This window comes from Gluconobacter sp. P5E10, assembly GCF_018812145.1.
GTDB lineage: Bacteria > Pseudomonadota > Alphaproteobacteria > Acetobacterales > Acetobacteraceae > Gluconobacter > Gluconobacter cerinus.
The window spans coordinates 86,402-109,301 of sequence record NZ_JACRVZ010000001.1 but is presented as its reverse complement, the minus strand read 5'-3'; the positions used below and the strand labels follow the sequence as shown (position 1 = coordinate 109,301).

The 22,900-nt window shown below is 47.7% G+C and carries 17 protein-coding genes and 1 tRNA gene; 8 read left to right on the top strand and 10 right to left on the bottom strand.

Features of this window, described 5'->3' with window-relative positions; genetic code table 11:
* The first annotated feature begins 223 nt into the window (after positions 1-223).
* Both KP707_RS00420 and KP707_RS00415 read left to right on the top strand, forming a co-directional pair.
* Positions 224-1,537, top strand: a complete 1,314-nt coding sequence (locus KP707_RS00420) for a glycosyltransferase family 1 protein (protein WP_306792298.1) — start codon at positions 224-226, stop codon at positions 1,535-1,537.
* A 15-nt stretch (positions 1,538-1,552) separates the two neighbouring features.
* Positions 1,553-2,773 carry a polysaccharide biosynthesis/export family protein gene (locus tag KP707_RS00415; protein WP_211501831.1) on the top strand — a complete coding sequence of 407 codons (1,221 nt, stop codon included), beginning with the start codon at positions 1,553-1,555 and terminating at the stop codon, positions 2,771-2,773.
* A gap of 19 nt (positions 2,774-2,792) precedes the next feature.
* Here KP707_RS00415 and KP707_RS00410 read toward each other — a convergent pair whose 3' ends face one another.
* Together KP707_RS00410 and KP707_RS00405 are read right to left on the bottom strand one after the other, a co-directional pair.
* Entirely contained in the window at positions 2,793-3,443 is a 651-nt protein-coding gene (locus KP707_RS00410; protein ID WP_211501830.1) for an ABC transporter ATP-binding protein, read from the bottom strand.
* Between the two features lie 13 nt (positions 3,444-3,456).
* The gene (locus tag KP707_RS00405) at positions 3,457-4,623 is read right to left on the bottom strand and encodes a capsule biosynthesis protein (RefSeq protein WP_249202704.1); all 1,167 of its coding nucleotides are present in this window, start codon (positions 4,621-4,623) and stop codon (positions 3,457-3,459) included.
* A gap of 672 nt (positions 4,624-5,295) precedes the next feature.
* Here KP707_RS00405 and KP707_RS00400 point away from each other — a divergent pair.
* Positions 5,296-6,531 carry a discoidin domain-containing protein gene (locus KP707_RS00400; RefSeq protein WP_211501829.1) on the top strand — a complete coding sequence of 412 codons (1,236 nt, stop codon included), beginning with the start codon at positions 5,296-5,298 and terminating at the stop codon, positions 6,529-6,531.
* Between the two features lie 296 nt (positions 6,532-6,827).
* Here KP707_RS00400 and KP707_RS00395 read toward each other — a convergent pair whose 3' ends face one another.
* The 3 genes from KP707_RS00395 to galE all read right to left on the bottom strand — a co-directional run bounded on the left by KP707_RS00395 (position 6,828) and on the right by galE (position 11,110).
* A complete protein-coding gene (locus tag KP707_RS00395; RefSeq protein WP_211501828.1) occupies positions 6,828-8,765 on the bottom strand; it encodes a glycoside hydrolase family 66 protein in 1,938 nt (645 codons plus the stop codon).
* A gap of 145 nt (positions 8,766-8,910) precedes the next feature.
* Positions 8,911-9,711 (bottom strand): ABC transporter permease, encoded by an 801-nt coding sequence (locus KP707_RS00390; protein ID WP_338085294.1) that lies wholly within the window; start codon positions 9,709-9,711, stop codon positions 8,911-8,913.
* 412 nt (positions 9,712-10,123) lie between these two features.
* Positions 10,124-11,110: a UDP-glucose 4-epimerase GalE gene (gene galE, locus KP707_RS00385; protein ID WP_211506910.1), complete on the bottom strand. Its 987-nt coding sequence runs from the start codon at positions 11,108-11,110 to the stop codon at positions 10,124-10,126.
* A gap of 454 nt (positions 11,111-11,564) precedes the next feature.
* Here galE and KP707_RS00380 point away from each other — a divergent pair, with 454 nt between their 5' ends.
* Both KP707_RS00380 and KP707_RS00375 read left to right on the top strand, forming a co-directional pair.
* The gene (locus KP707_RS00380; protein WP_211501827.1) at positions 11,565-13,082 is read left to right on the top strand and encodes a glycosyltransferase; all 1,518 of its coding nucleotides are present in this window, start codon (positions 11,565-11,567) and stop codon (positions 13,080-13,082) included.
* A gap of 24 nt (positions 13,083-13,106) precedes the next feature.
* On the top strand, positions 13,107-15,116 hold the full coding sequence (locus KP707_RS00375; RefSeq protein ID WP_211501826.1) for a glycosyltransferase family 32 protein: 2,010 nt from the start codon (positions 13,107-13,109) through the stop codon (positions 15,114-15,116).
* Positions 15,117-15,268: 152 nt separating this feature from the next.
* On the opposite strand, the gene KP707_RS00370 is transcribed toward KP707_RS00375, so the two are convergent.
* The 3 genes from KP707_RS00370 to dksA form a co-directional block, all read right to left on the bottom strand.
* Entirely contained in the window at positions 15,269-16,720 is a 1,452-nt protein-coding gene (locus tag KP707_RS00370; RefSeq protein WP_211502209.1) for a phosphomannomutase, read from the bottom strand.
* Between the two features lie 718 nt (positions 16,721-17,438).
* Positions 17,439-17,513: transfer RNA gene (locus KP707_RS00365), tRNA-Thr, on the bottom strand.
* 55 nt (positions 17,514-17,568) lie between these two features.
* Positions 17,569-17,982: an RNA polymerase-binding protein DksA gene (gene dksA, locus KP707_RS00360; protein ID WP_046900902.1), complete on the bottom strand. Its 414-nt coding sequence runs from the start codon at positions 17,980-17,982 to the stop codon at positions 17,569-17,571.
* Positions 17,983-18,213: 231 nt separating this feature from the next.
* Here dksA and KP707_RS00355 point away from each other — a divergent pair, with 231 nt between their 5' ends.
* Genes KP707_RS00355 through KP707_RS00345 form a run of 3 tightly spaced genes read left to right on the top strand, consistent with a single transcriptional unit; the run spans position 18,214 to position 20,047 of the window.
* Positions 18,214-19,344, top strand: a complete 1,131-nt coding sequence (locus KP707_RS00355; RefSeq protein ID WP_099210967.1) for a flagellar basal body P-ring protein FlgI — start codon at positions 18,214-18,216, stop codon at positions 19,342-19,344.
* A complete protein-coding gene (locus tag KP707_RS00350; RefSeq protein ID WP_211499838.1) occupies positions 19,344-19,643 on the top strand; it encodes a rod-binding protein in 300 nt (99 codons plus the stop codon). The genes KP707_RS00355 and KP707_RS00350 overlap by 1 nt, the downstream gene beginning before the upstream one ends.
* Positions 19,640-20,047, top strand: a complete 408-nt coding sequence (locus tag KP707_RS00345) for a flagellar protein FlgN (RefSeq protein WP_249202699.1) — start codon at positions 19,640-19,642, stop codon at positions 20,045-20,047. The genes KP707_RS00350 and KP707_RS00345 overlap by 4 nt, the downstream gene beginning before the upstream one ends.
* A 12-nt stretch (positions 20,048-20,059) precedes the next feature.
* Here KP707_RS00345 and KP707_RS00340 read toward each other — a convergent pair whose 3' ends face one another.
* Both KP707_RS00340 and hpnH read right to left on the bottom strand, forming a co-directional pair.
* The gene (locus tag KP707_RS00340) at positions 20,060-21,352 is read right to left on the bottom strand and encodes a hemolysin family protein (RefSeq protein WP_064273570.1); all 1,293 of its coding nucleotides are present in this window, start codon (positions 21,350-21,352) and stop codon (positions 20,060-20,062) included.
* A gap of 154 nt (positions 21,353-21,506) precedes the next feature.
* Positions 21,507-22,703 carry an adenosyl-hopene transferase HpnH gene (gene hpnH / locus KP707_RS00335; RefSeq protein ID WP_099210969.1) on the bottom strand — a complete coding sequence of 399 codons (1,197 nt, stop codon included), beginning with the start codon at positions 22,701-22,703 and terminating at the stop codon, positions 21,507-21,509.
* Positions 22,704-22,900: the final 197 nt, after the last annotated feature.

Genomic DNA, 22,900 nt, shown 5'->3' with positions numbered 1-22,900 from the left:
AAAATCGGAGCAGCTAAGGCCTATTCCGTTATCAAACATTGATAATTAAGCCACGATGGCGCCCTCTACTAACAACTCTCGGGATCTTGGGGTGGCAACGGGTGTAAGATTTCGCTATCGAGCGCTATACTTTGTGCATGCCGCATATATACCCTTAACTGCCACTTCCCTGTTTTTTTGCCCAAGCCGTCACACCTTTACCTGAAGGATAATAAACGCATTGTTGAAAGATACACCGCTTCGTATCGGGATAGATGGTTTTAATCTTGGCCTTGAAAAGGGGACAGGGGTGGCCACTTATGCGCGAATGTTAAGTCGTGCGCTGACAGGCATAGGGCACCCTGTTGATGTGCTATACGGGTTAGACGTTCCCAAAAGCTCCGATCCCGCACTTAGAGAAGTCAGCTTTTTTGATACTCTGAATGCTGCCCCCTCAACACGTAGAAAATCGATATTCACAAAAAAATGGTGGCAAGACCGAAAGTATACAGTTGTACCCCCAGCGGTCGAAAATATTCCAATTAGCGGACGGATTGACAGTCGCTCATTTTCAGAACGGCTTCCTGCCTTCGATAAAATCTTTAATGCTCAAAACCTGTTTCGTAGAGCGGAAGATCATTTCCGCCTGACAGGCCGGTTGATGAGTGTGCAGATGGATAGCCCTCCTCATATCATGCATTGGACCTATCCCGTGCCCGTGAGGCTAAAAGGCGCACTAAACGTTTATACTCTCCACGACATCGTTCCCCTGCGGTTGCCACACACTACCCTTGATAACAAACCTTATTACTTTCGCCTCATCAAAATGATCGGCGAAAAAGCAGATGCGCTTTGCACTGTTTCCGAAGCCTCAAAAAAAGATATATTATCATTTTTCCCTGAATTTCGTAAAAAATTACACAATACTTACCAAACAGCGGACAATGATGAAATTATTTCAAAATACTCTAATGAGGAATGTATATCTGAAATTCATGCTAATTTTGGATTAAACCCTCAGGAATATTTTATATTCTTCGGTTCGCTTGAGCCAAAGAAAAATATTGGCCGTATTATTGAAGCATTTCTCGCTTCGAATTGTCAGCGTCGCCTCGTTCTCGTTGGGGCTATGGCCTGGAAATCCGAAAACGAGCTACGGTATCTCGATCGTGGGATTGCAGCCGGGCGGATCATGCTTATAAATTATCTGCCAGAACGAACTTTATTTGCGCTAATCCGACAGGCGAGAGCTCTTTTGTTTCCCTCGTTGAGTGAAGGATTTGGCCTTCCGGTTATCGAGGCAATGAACTGCGGTGTACCTACCTTGATTTCAGGGGAAGGAGCTCTTCCGGAAGTGGGGGGAGACGCATCGCTCCGAACGGAAGCCTATGATATTGAGGCAATCACCAACGCGATACGCAGATTAGATCAAGACGATGCTTTATGTGAGAACCTAAGCACAGCTGGATATCAGCAGGCGGCTCGATTTAGCATGCCATCCTACCAGAGGCGCCTCAGCGAAATGTATCGTACAATTCTCTCATCCGCTCAGAACTGAAAGATTTGACCTTTGATGCGCCTCGGACATCTTAAATATGCTCGCCGCCGTAAAAACTCAGTGCAAACATTTTTAGCCTGCCTGAGCAGTGTAGGAGCTTTAACACTCAGCGGGTGTAATACCTTGCCCGACAGTGGTCCTACAGAAAGCAAGGTGTTGGAGGCTGCGCGATCGCAACAGCTTAATCCACTCGGATTTCATATTATATCGGTAACACCTCAGGTGGCAGGTATCTTGTCCGCCGAAATTCCACCCCTGATTTCCAGTCTTGATACAGCGTCCTCACCCCCATCTAGGAACGACCGAATTGGCGCCGGCGATGTCCTGACGATTACCATTTTTGAATTAGGAAGCGGTCTTTTTGCTCCTACAGGGGGCCAGGCCGCTCCCGGTGTTGCGCCAGGACCTTCTGCGAATGTGACCAACCAAAATCTTCCTCCTACGCAGGTGGAAACAGATGGCACCATTAATATTCCATATGTCGGGCGCCTGCATGCTGCTGGATTGACGCCGCAATCACTTGCGGAAAGTATCCGGGGCAATCTGAGCGGAAAATCCCAAAGCCCACAGGTCATGGTGCGCATATCAAGCGATATCGCTAATACAGTCATTGTTTCAGGTGAAGTTCATCATCCAGGACGAGTTGTCTTGAGCACAGCTCAAGAACATTTATCGGATGTTGTAGCCATAGCGGGAGGTGCCGTTTATCCCCCAGAAGACTCTCATGTCGAACTGGTACGCGGTGACAAAGTTGGGGCAACAGATTTGGGTACACTGGAATCTTTCCCACAAGAAGATATCCATGCTCATCCCGGAGACCGAATTCACGTTATTTATCAACCCCGCAGCTACACAGTCTTCGGCGCAGCAGGGGCGCAAGCTACAGAAACCCCCTTTAAATCCCCACATGTCTCCCTCGCAGAAGCACTGGCGCGCGTTGGCGGACCGAACGATAATCGCGCTGATCCAAATGCAGCCTTTCTTTTCCGTTTTGAAGATCCCGTTGCAGCGAAACAACTTGGTCTCGATACCCCTCCTACACCTCAAGGAATACCAGTCGTCTACCAAATCGACATGATGAACCCGAGCAGCTACTTCCTTGCTCAGCGCATTCCTATGAAAACAAAAGATGTTTTACTAATAGCCAATGCAAAGACGAACAAATTCTACAAATTTGATCAGCTAATCAGCACGCTGATCAGCCCTGCAATTACCGCAGCTTACGTAGCCCACTAAGGGATACATGAGGCCCTTCTCAAAGGGCCTCATACGCGGAAATGGCCGCGCTAATATCTTCATGATATTGAGTGAAGGTACCATTCGCAATAAGCGCTGCGCGGTTACACGTGTCGCGCATAAAACCCATATCGTGAGATACGAGAATCATAGCCCGGTCTTTGCGCTTTACGAAAAGCTCTTCCTGACAACGCTTATGAAAGCGTGCATCTCCGACCATGATAACCTCATCAATCAGATAGCAGTCAAATTCAATCACAATTGAAAGCGCAAACGCCAAACGTGCGCGCATACCGGAGGAATAGGTCTTAACAGGTTCAGCCAGTTGTGCCCCGAGTTCTGCGAAGTCATCAACATATGCCCGAGTAGCTGAGTAATCCAAACCATAGATTCTACAGATAAATCTTAGATTATCTAAGCCACTCAGACTTCCCTGAAAGGCCCCACCAAATGCCAGCGGCCAAGAGATCGACATTGTCCGTTCAATAAGACCGCTCGTCATAGGTTCAACACCGCCTATGAGGCGAATAAGCGTAGATTTTCCAGCACCATTCCGGCCGAGCACTCCAAGCTTTTCGCCTGGAGCAAGCTGAAAATTTACCTTATTCAGAATCCTGCGACGCCCATGCGCGGATGGATAATCCTTAGTAACATCTATGCAACGTAACACGGTCTAATCCACCTCAGGTGAGCTTATGCTCTCGCGCACCACTGATCAGCAATACGACCATCAGATACACACTGAATGTCGCAGCAAATACCACTGCGATATTAGAAAGTGCGTGCGGATAAGCAGCATAATCTGGCAAATTAGGCTGTGTAATTTCATCAAGATAAAGAAGTTGACGGTCAGCCTGAAGCTTAGCAGCTGCTACAGCAGTATCGGCAGCAGCAACCTCTTTTTCAAGAAGCGTTCTCTGGAAGACCAGATCTTCATATCCGCTGATCTTAGGCACAAAAGATGTATCCGAACCCGTTATTTTAGTTTCCGTATTTTTGATTTCCGATTCCAAAGCAACAATGCGGCGCTTATGTACCTCTATCAGAGGACTTTTCGGGGTGGAGCGCTGTAACTGTGCAAGCTCAAGCCGCGTCGTGATCAACATAGTTTGAAGGCTAGCAATATCCTTCAAAACAGGTTGAGACTGCTGCGCTGGATTAAGCATAGCAATTTCATTGCGATATGAATCAATCTTCTCGTTGACGACAGACAACTTCTCCAACGTTACATGCAACTCATGGGATGACGCCGCAATCGTATTGGCTCGCTGGCGAGTGTTCATGTCGTTAACCAAATTTTCCGCCGAATTCAGGAGAGCCCTGGCTAATCTCTGGGAATCATTGGCATTGAATGTTCGAACTTGGAGGATTGATACACCTGTCGTGGTATCCAGCTCCGCAACAACATGCTTCTTATAATATTGATAAAAATGCTCAAACGTATGCCCAGAATAGAAATTCGGAAACCGTGCTAGCGCATCAGCAATAGGTGTATCGTAAACACTCTTTAAATTCTGCGTCCGCACCAGAAGCTGCGCAGCGTCACGTGACGTTACATATGTTTGAACGGCATATGTATCTTCGGTGGCCCCTCCGCCACTGCCCTCTAGCAGACCTGCCAACATCAGATTCGGCTGGTTATTCTGTCCTCGTACGACGAACTCAGCCTCTGAGACATATTGGGGTGTCGCTAAGAAGGCATAATACGCAGCTGACAACAAAGTGGGCAGAATAACGCCAACGCAAAGCCCAAGATTACCGCGCACCCAAGCATTAATACGCGGCATCTTGCTCTGAGCAAGACGTATGTGATTTACGGAAGGGGTATCGTCCACAGGCACCTGATTCATAACTCTACGCCTTGCCCGAAACTGATGCATCAGGCAATCTCCAAGAAATAAATAAGTTTGAAAAAAATCTAGCCGATAAGGCTAGAATCTGGGGAATATCGAGCTATTTGGAAATTTTTCTCTAAACTCCGGCCTATATCCGGTAGATACCATTCGGCCGGACGCTCATTTCCACAAACTTAGATCTCAAGACCTTGCAAAATCTGTTTTATGGACCAGAGGAGTTAGCGGGCCAGTGATCCGCTTCCCCACTTCTAATTCATCCCCTTAAAGGAATCGTGCCCCAGATAAAAATATCGACGAACGAGCGTGAAGCTGCGAGAGGGGTTAACGCTCGTTCATCGATATTTTGTGTGCCAGTCTCAGAGCGTGCTCTCTATAAAGTCTATGAGTTTTTTGGATAGGCTGGGTATCGATTTTAAGCCCCCGTTTGGCAAGGTCATAACTGCCATACATCCAGAAACCCAATGACCATTCACACGCGATATGCGGTCCAACCAATCAGAAATTACGAAGTGCTGAATTCCAATTCGCATCAAAACCCTATCCGTCAAGCACCTTTATCCTACCTAAACGGCACTGAAACCTTATAGATTTTTAAGTTGGAAAGTCGTCAATATAACCTTATCGTATCCAGAACTTTTCCATTTCCTTTTGCCAAAGAAACACTCAATGCTCTCTGGATCTGAAACAACTACCACTGAGCAAGTCGGCCGGTATACACTCTCTCATTACGCCGATAACCCGGAAACCGTAGTTGTAGTTTTTGCTTCAGCAGGCGCCCGATTCGGGGGGCCTATCGAGGAGTTTAAAGGCTCCTTGCGGAAGTATGGTGTGTCCATGTTATTTGTGCGTGATCGTGATGCCTCTTGGTTTCATGAGCCCGAAACACCTGATATGTTCGCAAAAGTTGCGGAGATGGTTAGACCATACAAAAAAATTGCCGTCTTGGGTGAATCCATGGGGGGGTCTGGCGCTCTTATTTTTCCGCGATTTTTCGATAAGATCGACCGGACGTTAGCTTTTTCCCCATTATATAGCTTCGCTTATCCGTTTAACCAGTTTGCGGCCAGTTGGAACAATGACATCCCTCCCCGTTACTGGGCTTTTGATTCTGAAGATCAAAAAGCACAGGCTCATTCGGTTCTTCTGTATGGTACACGCCAATGGCAGGACACTGCCCATGCCGGACTATATTCTTTACAGGGCTATCCTGTTCTGATGGTTAATGGCTCGGGTCATCTTGTGGCATCCTACCTAAAAAAAGGTTACAAGCAGAATTACCTATCCTTGCTTCTGGAGAATTTCCTAGATTTTTCCAAACCATTTAATGCAGAGAGCGCCCGCTCGGTTCTCGAGCCGATTCTGGCAACTTATGGGATCGATGATAGAGAATGGAATTTCGAAGCCTCCATGAAGCGCGCCCATTTGAGGGTAGGTGAAGTACCTTTTGCTCCCGCACCCCTCGGTTGTATTGATTTAGCTTCAAACCGCCCAACAGATCAAAGCTCAATCTGCCAGTATTCAGCGGGAACCACGACGCAAGAAGACTCCGCCCGGGCTGTTAGCGATCATGTTCCGGAATTTTATGCTTTCCATACAGATTTAGAAAGTAACCCCTGGTGGAAAATTGACTTAGAAGATATTAGAGAAGTAGAAGAGATAAGAATTTACAATAGAATAGATAGAGATTCAGAACGAGGCTTACGATTTTCAATAGAAATACTTGAAGGTGAAAATTGGATGACTGTTTTTGAAAAAAATAATGACAACATGTTTGGCGGAATTGATGGAAATCCATTTGTATGGCGCCCTAAAAAACCTCTAAAGGCTAAAGAAATACGCATTAAATCCTTGGCTATGGAAGATTTTTTACACTATCAAAAAATAGAAATATTTGGAAATTAAGTTGAATTATTGAAAGCCTTTCTGGCTTTGATCAACGATCCATTACTTTATTTTTTATACCGAGATGTGAACAGATAAAGCGAGGAATCTCACCTCCAATAATAAAGAGTAATTCCTCGTTTTATCGGCTCCAGTGAACCACTTAGAAAAAAGAATTTCTATCTCGCCTCCTTACTTCCACGAGTCGCCTCACGCCCACTGGATTAGCGCATTTTTGTGTGAAGCAGTGATGCGCCACCACAGTCCGTGAGTAAGCCCTACAGTATAGAACCAATTCATAAGATTGATGCCCACCATCAAGGTGTTTCATAATCGCTGGAGGCTACACCGTTTTCAAGCCACACCATGTCCCAAAACTTGAGTGATGGTAGCGTGAAAGTAATATAGTCACCTAAATTATTCGAGCCCTTCACATAAGTCAGCTTAACCGGCGCACCATGTCTTACATCAGGGCTTGCCGTATAGAGGTCGCCGAGCTCTCCGCCAGGCGTATAATACATCTTAAGTTGAAGCGAACCAGTTAGAGTCGGCGAGGCAGCATTGCCCGCGTTATCATTCACATCGTTAAACGACGCGCTACTTATCTGCTGGTAATTCAACAAATGCAGGATATCAAAACCGCTGCGATGGTTTTGGAAAAGCCACACCGACCCGGCCGCAGCAGTCGCGCTGCCTTTGGCACCTAACACAATTGAGGGAGCCGATACCTTCGACGGATTGATGTTCAGACGCAGTAGCTTTTCATAGGCCACCCCGAAATTCTGGTAATCATATTCACCCTGCACCATATCCTGCTTCGGACTAAGCATGTTTCCGATCGGAAAATCATCATTGCTGATAAACCGCGCACCATCACCAACTTGCTGCTCGCCGTCTACAATCCAGGCATGATGTGAGCCTGTCGCGAGATCAGCCGCCTCCTGATACAGCACCCCTGGTGTATTGAAGGTACAGGCAGTGGAGCCACCGTTGATGGAACACGCCTGCGACGCACCGAGCGTCTTGTTCATACCCATGTCCCAGTCGAGGCCGATATTATTCGGCGTCCGGTTCGCCCATCCCCAAACCTGTCGCGCCTTGGTCAGAAGATCGCCAAAATTTCCAATATCAGAAGGGTTATTCCACCGCTCGACGAAATGATACGTCTCGCGTTCAGACTGCACCAAATCCCGCTCATTGTACGACCCAGCAGAGTTAAGAACCATTGGCCCCTGCACATATCCCTGAACCGTTTTTAGGAACGAGGAATAGGCCGTGTCCATGATAATGCGGTTTGCTGACCAATCCCAAAGTGGCGTATTAATGGTCCCATAAGTATCAACAAACATGCCATCAAAGCCGAGCTTTTGGCGCATGATCTCTGCCCGCTTTCCCCAATATGTCTGCCATGATGTATTATTCGGGTTCATGACGCCTATATTGGAAAATCCGTCATGCCACAGATCAGCGGTCTTGCAGTTAGATCCACAAGCACTGGTAAATGCCCCCCATGACAGCTGTACGCCAGATCCATCACGAAGGAAATTAGGGGCGATTCCGACGTTTGCTGCGTACAGGGGCATGTACATAAGAGTACCCATACGCAAAGACCTTGCTGCTGCGACGTGTCGTTGGATCAGATCTACGCTGATATTCTCACCGTCACCATTGATCCAAGAAGAACTCTTAACCCAAGGCTGATGCCATCTGTAGAGCATATTGTAGAACTGAAGGTTATTGCACTTGTAGGCATTGAGGCTCTGCACATCCTGCTGAGGCGTTCTAAACAGGTTTGGTTTCCACCCTCCCCAATCAGTGTATGCCCCGACAACCCAACATTGCCGAGGATAGGTCCACCAGTCGGAAGAGACATCAAACGCGCTGGCTTCCTGATCAATCTGTTGTCCGTTTTGATTGACTGCAACCAGATTGACGAAATAGCCCTGCCAGTTCACGCTATTGGATGGCAAATGGAGTTCTGCCATTGCTGTTGCACCAGCCGCCAATCCGGAAACGGAAATAGCAACCGGATCGCCAACCTGAACGCCACGACCGGTGACAATTCCAATTACACGCCCTGTAAAAAGTGCGCCTGTTTGATTGGACAGCGTAATCGCCATACGGATCCGCTCGCCACCTCGATAATGCGAAAAATCCGTGTTCACCGATTGTATAAGTGATCCAGATAAATGAGGCTCAGCGTTAGCCACAAAGGGAATCAGCCCAGCCAGCGCTAAAAATAATTTTCTGACCATCTGCGCTTTCTCAAAAAGAAGATATATAAAATACAAAAATTACAAATAAATATATACAAATATGCACTGGATTTATATTAGTCCCACGAACCCATGATCATACTTACGTATAAGCGTGATTAATGAGGCCCATAGCAATAATAAGCTACTGAATCGTGATGTATTTTTTGACAGTCATCGTTAAGTGAAGTCCAATAATAGTTAATATAAAATTAACTTCCACCGCGTATGTGATGTCATAGTGTGCATGGGCATAAAACCCAAACTGTCCGGCACGAATCATTTCGACTGCTTCCGAACTCGGGGATGACATAAGAATCCAGCGATATTTCTGGGGCACCCAGTCAACCATGACAAAAGCACCTGTCAAAGGAAGGGCGAGATAAGAAAACATACCAACTACTTTTTCGAGAAACTCTGTACGCTCAGAAAGTGCGGCAACAATTAAACCTGTATTAAAAGAAAACCAAGACTGGAAAAACAATCCCAAAAGAATAAGCCCTAAAGATGCAGGAAGCTCAATGTAACCAAGAACAAACGCAGAAAAATAAACAACTATTCCACCAGCAATAGTTCCTATAATCTCTAAATACATTCTAGCGGTTATAATATCTACAGGAGTTACTTGCCTGTGAAAGAGAAGGCTTCCATTAGCCTCAAAAGCTTTAGTGGCACGACCGATACAATGTCGCCACATAGTTAATGGGACGTAGCCAGTAATGACGATGGCAGTCATCGGAAGACCATGCTCAAAATGTGATCGTATTGCGGTCCAGACAATTGCAACGCCCGCGCAGAAAAGTGCTGGCTCTCCAGCAAACCACAAAAAACCGATATTTTCCCGTCCAAATCTCGTATTAAGCTCACGAAATATCAGAGCCACGATAACATTATATTGCACAGTGAAAAGATGTATTAATTGCCGGATGTTCATCGTTGCTGGCACGGTTCCACAATTCCTAGTGATTTCATACCTTAATTATAAAGGCTTATATACAAGAAAGCATCTTCAAGTTTGTTTAACGCCCTCTTCTGCCGGTTACCACTCAAAAATAAGAAACTTCTATGGTTTTATGGCTCGAAGGCAGGGTGATAACAAGCGCTTAGAGCGCCAAATCGCAACCCAGACCTGACTGCAAGCAATTCTTTCTCATTCGCCCCCCTATAAAATAAACAACCTTATCTCCTAAAGGTATCCTCGGCATAATACTTCAAATAAATCAAAAAAAATAATATAGTAATTCTGGATATTTTTTCAAATTTTAAACCAGAATTACTTAAGGCGACATCGAGGGCAACAAAGTTTAGGTACGGCCAGCGCGAAACGAAATCTTGCTGACCTGATTTAGCAGCTGGAATTACGCTTCATAACCTTGAGGATGGCTCTCGCGCCAACGAAGCGCTGTCTCGACTATGCTATCCAGATCTCCAAAGCGCGGTGTCCATCCCGTCTCATTCCGCAGAGTTGTAGAGTCGGCAACGAGCAAAGAGGGATCCCCTTCACGTCGGGGAGCAGCTTCCCAAGGTACTTTCCGGCCACTAACTCTTTCGACGCTTTGGATGACTTCAAGGTTAGAATACCCCTGACCGTTACCAATGTTATACGTAACACTTCTATGGTCGATCTGACTCAATGCTTTCACATGAGCATCTGCTAGGTCCGTTACATGAATGTAGTCCCGAACACAGGAACCATCTCGGGTGGGGTAATCCGTTCCAAATAACTTAAGAGGGGGACGACGACCCAGCGCAGCATCGATAGTCAGGGGGATAAGATGAGTTTCAGGGCGATGATCTTCTCCAGCCCGCCCTTGAGGGTCTGCACCTGCAGCATTAAAGTATCGCAGACAAGCACTTCTTAAGCCATAGATGGCGTCGGCCCAGTATAATACCCGTTCAATCATGAATTTACTTTCGCCATAGGGCGATCCGGGCTGAACAGGTGCAGTTTCCGGTATAGGGTCCAAACGTTCAGGCCCCCCGAAAAGCGCGGCCGTCGAGGAAAATACGATTTTCTTCACACCATGCTGAACACAAATCTGAACAAGGTTCAGCGCAGTTAAATAATTTTGCCTTAGATAATGGAATGGGTCGCGCATACTATCTCCAACCAAGGAAAGAGCCGCAAAATGAAGAACTCCATCCCAAGGCCCCTGCGCGACCACAGCAGAAGTCGCCTGAATATCCAGAAGATCAACTTCGTGTAGGAGCACTCCTGCAGGAACGGCCTGACGATACCCTGTGCTCAAATTGTCAAGAACAACAACATCATGTCCTGCATCGAGCAGAGCTAGAACGGCATGGCTACCTACAAAGCCAGCCCCACCAGTCACAAGATAACGCATCATACTCTCCTGAAGCCCAAAATCGAACAAAATACTCAAGAAACCTTCCACCCACTTTAGGTTAAGGACTCAAAAAATGCCAAATTTTCTTAAAGTGAATCTCTATTTTAATATATTATTTTTATATTTCTGACATAAACCACTCATTAAAATAAATCGATATAAATAATTAAATTATTAATAGTAATTTTTTATTAAAAATTAAAATTATAAAATTAATTGCGATTAATTGTTTCAAGAATTTTCCAGATGAAAAATTTTACCATCCTTAATGCCGCGCCAAACGCATTTTCATTATAGAAATTCATGTAAGATGGTTTGTAAGCATCCCCAATGAAAAAAGGCGCGCTCCACAAGCTTTCAGCAGCAGAAAATTGTAGGTATTGAACACGCAGGAAACTGTTTTAAACTTGAGCATCCAGCATTCCACAAGCAAGCCCGGACAACGCTAAGCATGAAAACACACCATAAGATCAAGCACCTGCATCAGATCCTCATTCTTGATGAGGAAGCTCCAACAACCTCAATTCCACACGCCATAAAAAGAAATATCGAAGCTGCTCAGCATGTTTATCCGCAGGCAGAATATACTTTATGGCGCAACCAAGAAATCCGAGACCTTATAAAAGAATATTTTGATGATGATGTTTTATATTCATATGATTTATTAAAACCATATTCTTATAAAGCCGACCTTGCAAAATTTGTTATTCTTTATGTATTCGGTGGAATGTATATTGACCTTGGCGTTCAAATTGCGAGGGAATGGAATATTCCTAACAATAAAAGCGTTGCGGCTTGCCGAGATGTGCCTTTCACGTCTCCTAGCTGGTCAGCTATCCAGACAGGGCTTCTATGGTCTTTACCAAAAAGAAAAGAATTTCAAATTGCCATTCAATACATAGTGGAAAATTGTAAATCAAAATATTATGGAGAAAATCCTCTCTATCCTACCGGGCCAGTGGTGCTAGGTCGCGCTTTTATCGCTGCACTTGCAGAGAAAGGGCAAGAACCTACAGCTGACGATCAGTATGTTGGCAGTTGCCGGAGCGTTACACCGGATTCTGCTATGCTCAATGTGTCATATGTCTCCAAAGGCGGAGAAGTTATTGCTTTCCGCAACAAATTAATTGGGGGCGATTTGGCACACTTGGGAGTGGCAGGCAGCAATAATTACAATGATATGTGGAATCAAAGGACAATTTACGGCGAAAAGCTTTGCGAATGGGCTTCAAATGACTGCCTTATTCACACTGACTTCCCCATTTTCAAAAATGAACGCGGGATCGTTGCGCCCGAAGATTTTGAGGGCGTATTAAGCTATGGCCCCTACACATCCTTGAGTAAGGGCGCCTACAAACTGCGTATTGAATTAGAGCCTGGAACAAAATTTAAAAAAATCGAAGTCGATGTTACAGCAGATTTTCAAAAAAAACGTATAAAGTCCTGCGTTTTCTTCCCTGAAAACGTAAGCAATGATGACAGCATCACTATGCTTATCGAAATTAGCCACCCTGAAGATAAAGTTGAATTTGTTATAAGAACGGAAACCGGATTTCGCGGTGCCATTAAAAAATTTGTACTTGATCCTATCTTTCTTCAAAAATGGTCGTTCTCTGATCCCGCTATCAAAACGGAAATCGGTTTCATAAAAGAAGATGGCATCTCCACGCGTCCTTGGACAAAGGGAAGGCTTACTTACGGCCCATATGCCTCTTTGCCAAAAGGGCGCTACAAGCTCCGCACCAAATTTTCTTCAGAAACTCGCTTCACCAGCGCCGCCATTCAGATTGCCACAGGCGAAGAACACGAAACATGCCAGACACTCAAACTAAAGCCTACCGATATGAAAAAAGGGTCTATCGAGACTTTTTTTACTCTCGATAAGAATGAAGAGAATGTTGAATTTCGGTTATGCGTGAACCGGCTCTTTATGGGTAAATTTCTAAGCTATGAAATTTCATCTCAATAAGAAACGAATATAAGGAGAAGTCCCATGGAAAAATTTCATAAAGTAACTTGGCTTCACCAGGTTTTTATCGTTGATAGTTTCCAGGTCCCAGCGAAGCTTCCGGAAAATCTTGAGCGCAATGCGCAGCTTGCATGCGATCTCTACCCAGAGGCTCAGTATAAATTATGGGGTGGAGAAGAATTACGTTATTTCATTGGGAAAGAGTTGGGAGAAGAAGTTCTTGCAGCTTTTGATGGTCTTGCACCGTATTCTTATAAGTGTGACCTGGCACGTTATTGCTTGATGTATGTTTATGGCGGTATCTATTTTGATCTAGCCATAAAGTTGCTGAACCCTTGGAATATCCCGCAACGCTACGGCGCAGCAGCTTTTATGGAAAACTACGATGGTATGGAGTGCTGGGTATGTACACAGACCAGCCTGTTGTGGTCACTGCCAGGTCGCCCGGAATGGAAAATTGCTATCGATAATATCGTGGCAAATACACGCAATCGTTTTTATGGACCGCACGATCATTATCCTACGGCTGGTGCACTGCTGGGCCGGAGCTTTTCGAAAGCTATGGCACTCAAAGGACAAACAGCAGATGCAGACGATCAATTCCTAGGCGAAGTTCGCTATATCACCCCAGAACGTCAACCGCAGAACGTTGTTTATGTTTCTCCAGACAAGGTACTCGTCGGTCAGCGTAACAAACTAAAAGCTGGGGACGTAACCGAACTTGGCATGACGGGAACTAACAACTACTGCGATATGTGGAAGGCCAAACAAGCCTATGGTGAAAAAGACCATATATGGCTAGCTAGCGATAGCAATATCGTCATCGATGAAGCTGGGATTCTAACGCCTTCAGGCATCGTTGTAACGCGTGGTGAGAAAGGCCGAGTTATGTACGGACCTTTCGTAAGCCTTAATGGTGGCCAATATAAATTAACCTTTCAATTCTGTGATAATACAACTTTTAAAAATTTAGTAATTGATATTTCGTCAGGATATGGGGCCGATTCTGTAGCTCGTTACGAAATTCAGCATGATGAAGAGACTAAAGCTCACGAGCATACAGTATTTTTTAGCTTGGAACGGGCTGTCAGGGACGTTGAGTTCCGTGTGAACGTGTTTGGTGATTTCGAAGGGACTATTAGCAAGATATGCCTGCAAAATGTAAAAGAAGTAGCCTGGCTTGCAACAGATAAATGTTTCACGGCAGATGAGGCCGGGCAGAAAACAGATCAAGGCATCATAGTACATAAAGGCCAGTCTGGTCGTGTCATGTACGGGCCGTTTATCAAACTTCCCCGCGGACAGTATAAATTATTACTAAAATTTAGTGAAAATACCATTTTTCGGGATATTTTCTTGGATGTCGCAACAGATTGGGGATCTAATGTTGTTGCAGAATTCAACCGAACTCATCACACTCGCAATCCTCGCAATGAAGAAGCATTTGTCTTCAAGCTTCTTAGCAATGAAGATTGTGTTGAATTTCGCATGACTGTTTACGGTGATTTTGAAGGCACCTTACACGATATTCGACTAATAAATATGGATGCGATTGTCATTCCTTATACGGATCCAAGAATTCAATTAATCGATGTGAAGCGCACACGCGAAGGCATTATCATCGATAAATCGAATTCCCGTCGCGTCACCTACGGGCCATACATCACCCTTGCTCCAGGACAATATGAAGTAGAAGCTGTTTTTTCGAAAAAGAGCGACTGCAAAGGAATGACGTTAGAAGTTTGCAGCGATGGTGGCTCTAATCCAATTGCAAACCAGACGAACAAAAACAAAGGAAATACGCTAAAATGTGTCTTTGGTCTGGAAGAGGAAACTTCTGAAATAGAGTTCCGCCTGGAGACTGACGGTACTTCCAATGCAATTTTAGATTTTTTCATTATCAGCCCTTTGGATAGGGACACCGGGCACAATAACGTCCCTGCGATATCATCAGTTATCGATAATAAAAAAAAAGAACCCACACAGAATGAAGAAAAAAATTCTTTGCTTGAAAAAATAAAGAGTTTCTTTTAATAAATTAAGTTTGGTGTGTGGATTAATAATCACACACCAAACTTTTATAATTTTCATTTAATATTAAATAATTTAAGACGTTCATCGGCCCTTTTAGGGGGACTGATGTACACCCCAAAAAATCAGAACAATTTCAACGTAAATTTCAAACCCTATTCTTTCCAACAGTTTGCGCCGTGCAAACTTAACATCAATAAATTTTTAGCTTCTTCTTCACTGTCCGCTTCAACATAAATGCGCAATTCAGGAGCATTCCCTGATGGCCTAAGATGAAGAATTTCTCCCCCCTCGAAAGTCATCCGCAAACCGTCTGTTTCATCTATTGTTCGTACAGCCCCATAGCTTGGCGGCACACCTAGGGCGTGGATTCCTGCAGATATATTCAGCCTTAGACCAGCTAGCCGTTTCAAACTGACGTCTGTCGGAAGCTCAGCTAGCCGATCGCTCACTGTAAAACGATGCGGCAGCGTTTTCACAAGGTCCGCCAGACTAAGTCCTGCTTCACGCGCGGCTATCAGGGCAGATAAGATAGGTAAGACTGCATCACGTGTTGGAAGAGCCGTTAGCAGTCGATCGTTTCTTTTTACGTCACTAGCGACCAAGAAGCCGCCATTGGCTTCATAGCCTAAAACTGGTGAAAACCTCTCTGCTACTGCGTTATCCATTTCCGCGATCACAAATGGCGAACCAATACGCGTACGTCGCACCGACCTTACAAAGTCAGCAGCCTCCAGAGCTGTATTGCTACTCACAGGAGTTACTACAACCTCGGCCCCCAGCATTTTCGCAGCAAGAATTCCCAATACATCTCCTCGTAGCCAATGTCCCTTATGATCTGCCAAAAGGGGACGATCAGAGTCTCCATCGGTCGTCAGAATAGCATGATAATGGTCCTTTTCTGCCCATTCTCGGGCAAGGACAATATCTTCTGAACGGACTGCTTCTGTATCAACAGAAACGAAAGTCTCCGAACGCGCCAAGGGTATAGCTGTTCCGCCTAGCGCTTTTACAATTTCAACTAAAGTATCGCGCCCAACTGCAGAGTGCTGATAGACACCCAGGACAAGACCGGATAGCGCGTCAGACCCAAAGAAATTCTGATACCTTGTGATATATTCTTTCTCGACATTTGTAATGGACGGAAGGGAAACATCTTTTACAAGAGTACCCTGTTCGTCAAACCATCCGTCTGGAAGAAAAACATCCTGCATGTGCATGGCGGCCTCATCTGCCTTTAGAAACTCTCCTTGCGCACGATTGAATTTGATACCATTTCGGTTATCCGGAATATGACTTCCCGTTACCATCAAAGACGGAATTTTTCGTGCAAACGCGTAGAGGCTTAAAGCAGGCGTAGGAACAAAGCCGCAGAAAACGGGTGCGCCCTTCATCCAGACGATCGCTGCAACACAGGCGCGCAGGATACGAGGTGTGCTCGGACGAAGATCGCCAGCCAGAGCAACAGGCGCTCCTGAATAGAACTCACCCAGGCTTTCAAGGTGCTTTAGATATCCAACAGTATAAGCAAAGCAAACCGCGTCCGTCATCGCGTTCACAAGACCACGCGCGCCACTTGTACCGAAAGCCACCTTGGACTGGGACATCCAATCAGAAATAATCATACCTTAACCCCAACATAGACTACCGCAGTTTATAAAAAGTCATTGCAGATTGCCGCGATATCCCAACTGAAGCAACTGGACCATCGCTTTACAAAAATCAGAACAAAAAAGCCTCTTCATTCCCAAATTTCCAGCACATTACCGATTAATAATGGGTGGTATTGGACGAACTGACAAACGCGCAGCTATGTTACTTCCAAATTTATTTTAGAATTTCGCAACGTTTAATTCTGTATATCTAGTTTAGGACTGAATAATGTATCAGACCGAGCTAATTCTCATGATTCGCAATCTTATCGATAAAGGTGAGAATGTGAGGAGCTGGCTCTGAGAGATCGTTCGTGGGATCCTAAGCGGGCTTAATAAAAGATGCCGTAAAAATCTATCGCCCTTACCAAACTTTATGCAGTCATTTTGTTCGCCAGAACAGCTTAGGCATTTTCGGCAGAATTTTACCGGGCCGAATAAGCAGACCGGCCTTTTAAATTTATCCATGCGGCACACTCAGAGGGCACAGAACGACAGCCGCACTACTTAACAATAAGCTTGAGCCGCTATATCGGAATGACAAAGAGCATCGGGAGATGCGTAAAAAAATTTCAAATCGAGCTCTGTCCATTAGACAAGCCGCAATCGCCTTTTGCGCCCGCTGGTACAGAAAATTCTTATCCTACGAGGATCAATTTTAAGAAGAAAAGACTGGTGCTGCTGGACAGGATTGAACTGTCGACCTCTCCCTTACCAAGGGAGTGCTCTACCACTGAGCTACAGCAGCAGTACCGGTGCCTTGGCGCGCTTCGTATCTCTTCAGCGCGCCAAGTGCAACCCCCTTAATCGTCGCGATGTACCTTTTCCATGCGCTCGTGACGTTCCTGAGCATCAATGGAAAGCGTAGCAATCGGACGTGCTTCCAGGCGCTTCAGACCGATAGGCTCGCCGGTTTCCTCACAGAAACCGTAACTTCCGTCTTCGATCCGGAGCAGAGCCATATTGATCTTGGCAATAAGCTTACGCGCACGGTCACGGGTTCTCAGTTCGAAAGCACGATCCGTTTCGACGCTTGCACGGTCTGTAATGTCAGATTCATGAATCCCGCCTTCTGAGAGGCTGGCGAGTGTGCCGTCAGCCTCTTTCAGCAGGTCCGCACGCCAGCGCAGAAGCTTCTGCCTGAAGTACTCCACCTGGAGGGGGTTCATGAATTCTTCTTCGTCGGAAGGGGTATAATCCGGCGGTAGCGTAATCATGCGCATCCAATCCCAGCTAATCCGCCAACGTCCGATCGATAGCCGCGGGCGATAACGCGCGGCTTATAGCCATCACAGATCATTTCGCCAACCCCGTAGATCTTTATTCTATCTCTCCTTCAACCGCAGAATTCCGCGCCCGTGTTAGGTGTTTCTTTACGATACCGCGTCATCCTGAGTGTCAAAGGGTCTTTGTTACAGTTTAACCCGTCAGGATTTCACTGAACTTTCATGTCTGTCCTCTTCAGCTCTCATCCAATTTTTCGGCGCCTAACCGCTATTTTCTGCGCTTTTATCCTGGGCGCCCCGTCTCTGACGCTGGCTGCCACTGTCCGCATCAAGGACATCACGGACATGGAAGGCGTCAGAACCAACCAGTTGATTGGCTATGGCCTCGTTGTCGGTCTCAACGGCACGGGGGACCGGCTGACAAATTCCATTTTTACCCGAGAGACTCTGATTTCCATGCTCAACCGGCTCGGTGTCAACATTCGGGATCAGGAGACACAGTTACAGACTCATGACGTCGCAGCGGTCATGGTCACGGCGGACCTACCAGCGTTTGCCCATGGCGGAAATCGGATTGACGTCACGGTCTCTGCAGCCGGAGATTCCTCATCACTCACAGGGGGAACACTCCTCGTTACCCCTCTCATGGCAGCAGATGGCGAAGTTTACGCCGTCGCGCAGGGTAGCCTGGCGACAAATGCCTTTAGTGCCCGCGGTGCTGCTGCTTCCGTGACCCGCAACGTTCCGACCAGTGGCCATATCGCAAATGGTGCAGTTGTAGAGCGTGAGGTTCCGTTCGATCTCAGTCACCGCAAGAATCTGCATCTCAGCCTACGGAACCCTGATCTGACGACAGCAAGCCGAATGGCAGCCGTTATCAACCGCACAATAGGTCCCATCGCTGTTGTCGAGGATCCTCGAACAGTCCTGCTGGACCTCAGTACCCGTGACCCGGTCCCCACGCTGTCTCGCATTGGAGACCTGCTGGTGACGCCCGACAACCCAGCCAAGGTCATCGTGGACGAAGCCAGCGGAACAATCATCATGGGCGCTGACGTCCGTATCAGCACAGTGGCAGTTGCGCAGGGCAATCTGACCGTTCAGATCACGGAAACCCCACAGGTTTCTCAGCCTGGGCCGTTTTCAAACGGCCAGACTGCTGTTGTCCCTCGTACCAATGTCAAAGTTGATACGGGCAAGAACAACCATTTAGCCGTTCTTCCGGGTGGAACGACTTTAAGGGAACTGGTGTCGGGCCTGAATGCACTCGGCGTTGGCCCTCGTGACATGATCAGTATTTTGCAGGCTATCAAAGCGGATGGAGCCCTGCAGGCAGAGCTGGAGATGCGCTGATGACTGTCTCAGATCTACCGTCGTTATCGCAGGGCTATGCCCTTCACGATAATGCCCTAGATGCTGCCAAGACCCTTAAGGCAGCGAGGGATTTTGAATCCATGACCATCAACCAGATGCTTCAACCCATGTTCCAATCCAGCGATGACAGTCAGAATATGTTCAGTGGAGGAGCAGGAGAGCAGCAATTCCGTCCCATGCTGGTCGAGCAGATTGCGAAGCAGATGGAAAACAACGGCGGCCTAGGCATGACGGACGCCATCAATCGGCAAATGCTGGCTATGCAGGAGCAGAAATGATGACCACGTCCATCATTACGGCAATGGAAGAGCTCATTGCGATTCTGGCACTTGAAAACAGTGCTCTGTCAGAAGCACGACTTCCTGACGCTTTGAAGCTTATCCCTCAGAAGCAGGCTGCCGCGACAAAACTGGAGACGGCAATCGCAACCGCCTCTGAAAAGGATGCCTGCGCCTTTACTGGCACACCTCTCCTCCCCGAGCACAGTAGTCTCCTGGAAAAGATGATTACACTGGGCAAGCGTAATGGCGAGTTGCTCCAGCACGCAATTGCCTCGCAGAAACGCGTCATAGAGCTTCTGACGACTTTTCCATTGTCAGAAATGGTGCAGAGCTACGGGCATAAGGGGGCTTACGCCCATGAAGAGGCAAAACGTCAGGCACTGTTTGTGAGCCGTGCCTGATCGAGACTGGAATCAGTCTTCCGCCAGGACCTGCCGACTAACCTTGACCTTGGCAACACGACGGCGATCCATTTCGAGCACTTCGAAAAGCCATCCTTCGAAAGCTACCTTATCGCCTCTGGCCGGAACACGGCGCAACAGGGCCAGTATCACCCCACCCAAGGTATGATAGCTGCCACCCCCTGGGAGCTCGGGTAAATCAAGACGCGAGCGCAGTTCATCGGCCGGCATGAAACCTTCAAACAGGTATTCATCTCCCCCCTCAGCGGCCTGAAGCTCGAAGGAATTGGCTTCGGTTTTCTCTTCACCGACGATGGCCTCGAAAACGTCAGACGGCGTCACGATACCTTCAAAAGACCCGTATTCGTCCAGAACGAAAGTTATGCCGATATTCACGCCGCGCAGGCGTTCAATCATGTCCTGAGCGCTCAGACTGTCAGGAATGACAGGTGGCTCCCGCAATGCGGCCTCAATGGACACTGGCATTCCCAGCAACAAACGATCCATGATGTCTTTGGCAAGAATGACACCAACCGGATGATCGACGTCCCCCTCACACACCACGATACGCGCATAGGATGACTGCCTGAGCTTGCGCACGAGCGTTTCCTGATCAGCATGACGATCTACCCAGAACAGCTCATTACGAGGTGTCATGATGGCTCGGACGGGCCGGTCAGCCAGCCGGAGCAGGCGTTCGATCATGGCCTGTTCGTCCGTTTCCAGAACGCCCGCGCGCGCGCCTTCAGCCAGAACCGCTCGGAGTTCTTCCTCCGTCACAGCGGCACGGGTCAGAGGCCCGACACGAAGCAGACGCAGCACTAACGATGACGTGCCGCTCAGAAGCCACACGACAGGCTGAGCAACGCGGGCAACGACCACCAGAAGCCAGGACAGGCGAGACGCGATGATCTCAGGCTGCTGCAAGGCAATCTGTTTGGGAACCAGTTCACCAAATACCAGCATCGCAAAAGTTATGATCGCCACGACCAGAACAATCGAGAGCTCACCCGCAAAGGGGTGCAGAGCGGGAACGGTTGCTATCCAGTCCCGGATGTTGGCTTCAATCTGGCTTCCACCAAACGTACCTTCCAGAATCGAAACCAGCGTCATGCCGATCTGAACGGTAGGAAGAAACGCATGCGGGTCTTCCGCAAGACGGAGTGCTGCGGGCGCGCCGCGGAAACCCTGCTTTGCAAGGACTTCCAGCCGGGGGCGCTTGGCTGAAATAAGTGCCAGCTCTCCCATGGCAAAAACAGCGTTCAGAAGAATAAGCAGGCAAATAACAAAGATCGGGGTCAACATGGTCCGGCCGGAGTAATGAGACCCTGATGATAGTCAGGACTGCCGTTCGACACCATGACATTCATGCCACACTCATAGTTCTGTATGACAGAATACAAAAAAACCGGCCTTGAAGGCCGGTCTTTCTGCATAACCCAGTCAAAAAAAGACTGTGTCAGTCAGCAGCGTCAGCTGCCGCAGTCACAGTATTGGCTGCCGGACGGCCATTTACACGCACACGCGGGCCACGCGCCGGCTTGCCACCTGTCGTGATCTTTTCCATCTGCTGCTCAACCTGCGCTTCATAGCCGTATTCGGCAGGGCGCTGGTTGGCGAGCGAGATTTCCGGAACCATCGGCTTTTCAGTTTCCGGTCCGAACAGTGCGACCTTGGCGATGTGCCAGGGACGACGAACGGCATCCATCACAGCCGTGGATTCGTAGCCTGAGTGAACCATGCAGTCAGCGCATTTCTCGTATGCGCCGGTGCCATACTTCTCCCACTCCGTGTCGTCCATCAGCTCTTTGAAGGTTTTGGCATAGCCTTCACCCAGCAGATAGCAGGGACGCTGCCAGCCAAACACGGTACGGAGCGGCTTGCCCCATGGCGTGCAGTGGTAGTTCTCGTTGCCAGCCAAAAAGTTCAGGAACAGCGGCGACTGTGTGAAGCGCCACTTCTTGCCCTTACCCAGACGGAAGACATCGCGGAAAAGCTGCTTGGTCTTCTGGCGGTTCAGGAAGTGAGCCTGATCCGGAGCGCGCTCGTAAGCATAGCCCGGAGCCGTCATGATTCCGTCAACGCCAAGCGCCATGACTTCATCAAAGAACGCAGCCAGACGCTCAGGAACTGCACCATCAAAGACCGTGCAGTTGATGGAAACGCGGAAGCCACGAGCCTTGGCGGCCCGGATTGCTGCCGTCGCCTTCTCGAACACGCCGTCCTGACAGACCGACGAGTCATGCATCAGCTTGTCGCCGTCCAGATGCACGTCCCAGGAGAAGAAGTGGGATGGCTCGTAATCGTCGAGCTTCTTCTCAAGGAGAAGACCGTTTGTGCAAAGGTAAACGTACTTCTTGCGCGCAATCAGACCCTTGATGATCTGAGGCATTTCCTTGTGCAGAAGGGGTTCACCACCTGCAACGGCAATAACGGGGGCGTCTGCTTCCGTGTCGGCATCCAGACATTCCTGCAAGCTCATGCGCTGGTTCAGGATCTGTGCCGGGTAGTCGATCTTACCACAACCGGCACACGCCAGATTGCAGCGGAACAGCGGTTCGAGCATCAGGACCAGCGGATATCGCTTGCGGCCCGTGAGGTGCTGCTTGACAACGTACCGTCCGACTCGGACAGCCTGCATCAAAGGAACGGCCATTATAATCCTCTGGTTCTAGCCACCGACAGTGTGCGCCGTGACAGCGCGCCGGGGCCCTAAACATCTGAATGAGGCCCGTATGGCCTAGGCAATGTCGGTTTGTGTTAACCGGCACCGAGAAGGCGCATCGGACTCTTGATTGACTGGCTATAGCCTCATTGCCATGTGGGCCTCAATGTCGTTGGTTGCAATTCTAT

Coding starts and splice junctions, on each gene's coding strand:
- KP707_RS00415 (WP_211501831.1), top strand. CDS start 1,553: ATGCGCCTCGGACATCTTAAATATGCTCGCCGCCGTAAAAACTCAGTG.
- KP707_RS00405 (WP_249202704.1), bottom strand. CDS start 4,623: ATGAATCAGGTGCCTGTGGACGATACCCCTTCCGTAAATCACATACGT.
- KP707_RS00400 (WP_211501829.1), top strand. CDS start 5,296: ATGCTCTCTGGATCTGAAACAACTACCACTGAGCAAGTCGGCCGGTAT.
- KP707_RS00395 (WP_211501828.1), bottom strand. CDS start 8,765: ATGGTCAGAAAATTATTTTTAGCGCTGGCTGGGCTGATTCCCTTTGTG.
- galE (WP_211506910.1), bottom strand. CDS start 11,110: ATGCGTTATCTTGTGACTGGTGGGGCTGGCTTTGTAGGTAGCCATGCC.
- KP707_RS00380 (WP_211501827.1), top strand. CDS start 11,565: ATGAAAACACACCATAAGATCAAGCACCTGCATCAGATCCTCATTCTT.
- KP707_RS00375 (WP_211501826.1), top strand. CDS start 13,107: ATGGAAAAATTTCATAAAGTAACTTGGCTTCACCAGGTTTTTATCGTT.
- KP707_RS00370 (WP_211502209.1), bottom strand. CDS start 16,720: ATGTCCCAGTCCAAGGTGGCTTTCGGTACAAGTGGCGCGCGTGGTCTT.
- dksA (WP_046900902.1), bottom strand. CDS start 17,982: ATGATTACGCTACCGCCGGATTATACCCCTTCCGACGAAGAAGAATTC.
- KP707_RS00355 (WP_099210967.1), top strand. CDS start 18,214: ATGTCTGTCCTCTTCAGCTCTCATCCAATTTTTCGGCGCCTAACCGCT.
- KP707_RS00350 (WP_211499838.1), top strand. CDS start 19,344: ATGACTGTCTCAGATCTACCGTCGTTATCGCAGGGCTATGCCCTTCAC.
- KP707_RS00345 (WP_249202699.1), top strand. CDS start 19,640: ATGATGACCACGTCCATCATTACGGCAATGGAAGAGCTCATTGCGATT.
- KP707_RS00340 (WP_064273570.1), bottom strand. CDS start 21,352: ATGTTGACCCCGATCTTTGTTATTTGCCTGCTTATTCTTCTGAACGCT.
- hpnH (WP_099210969.1), bottom strand. CDS start 22,703: ATGGCCGTTCCTTTGATGCAGGCTGTCCGAGTCGGACGGTACGTTGTC.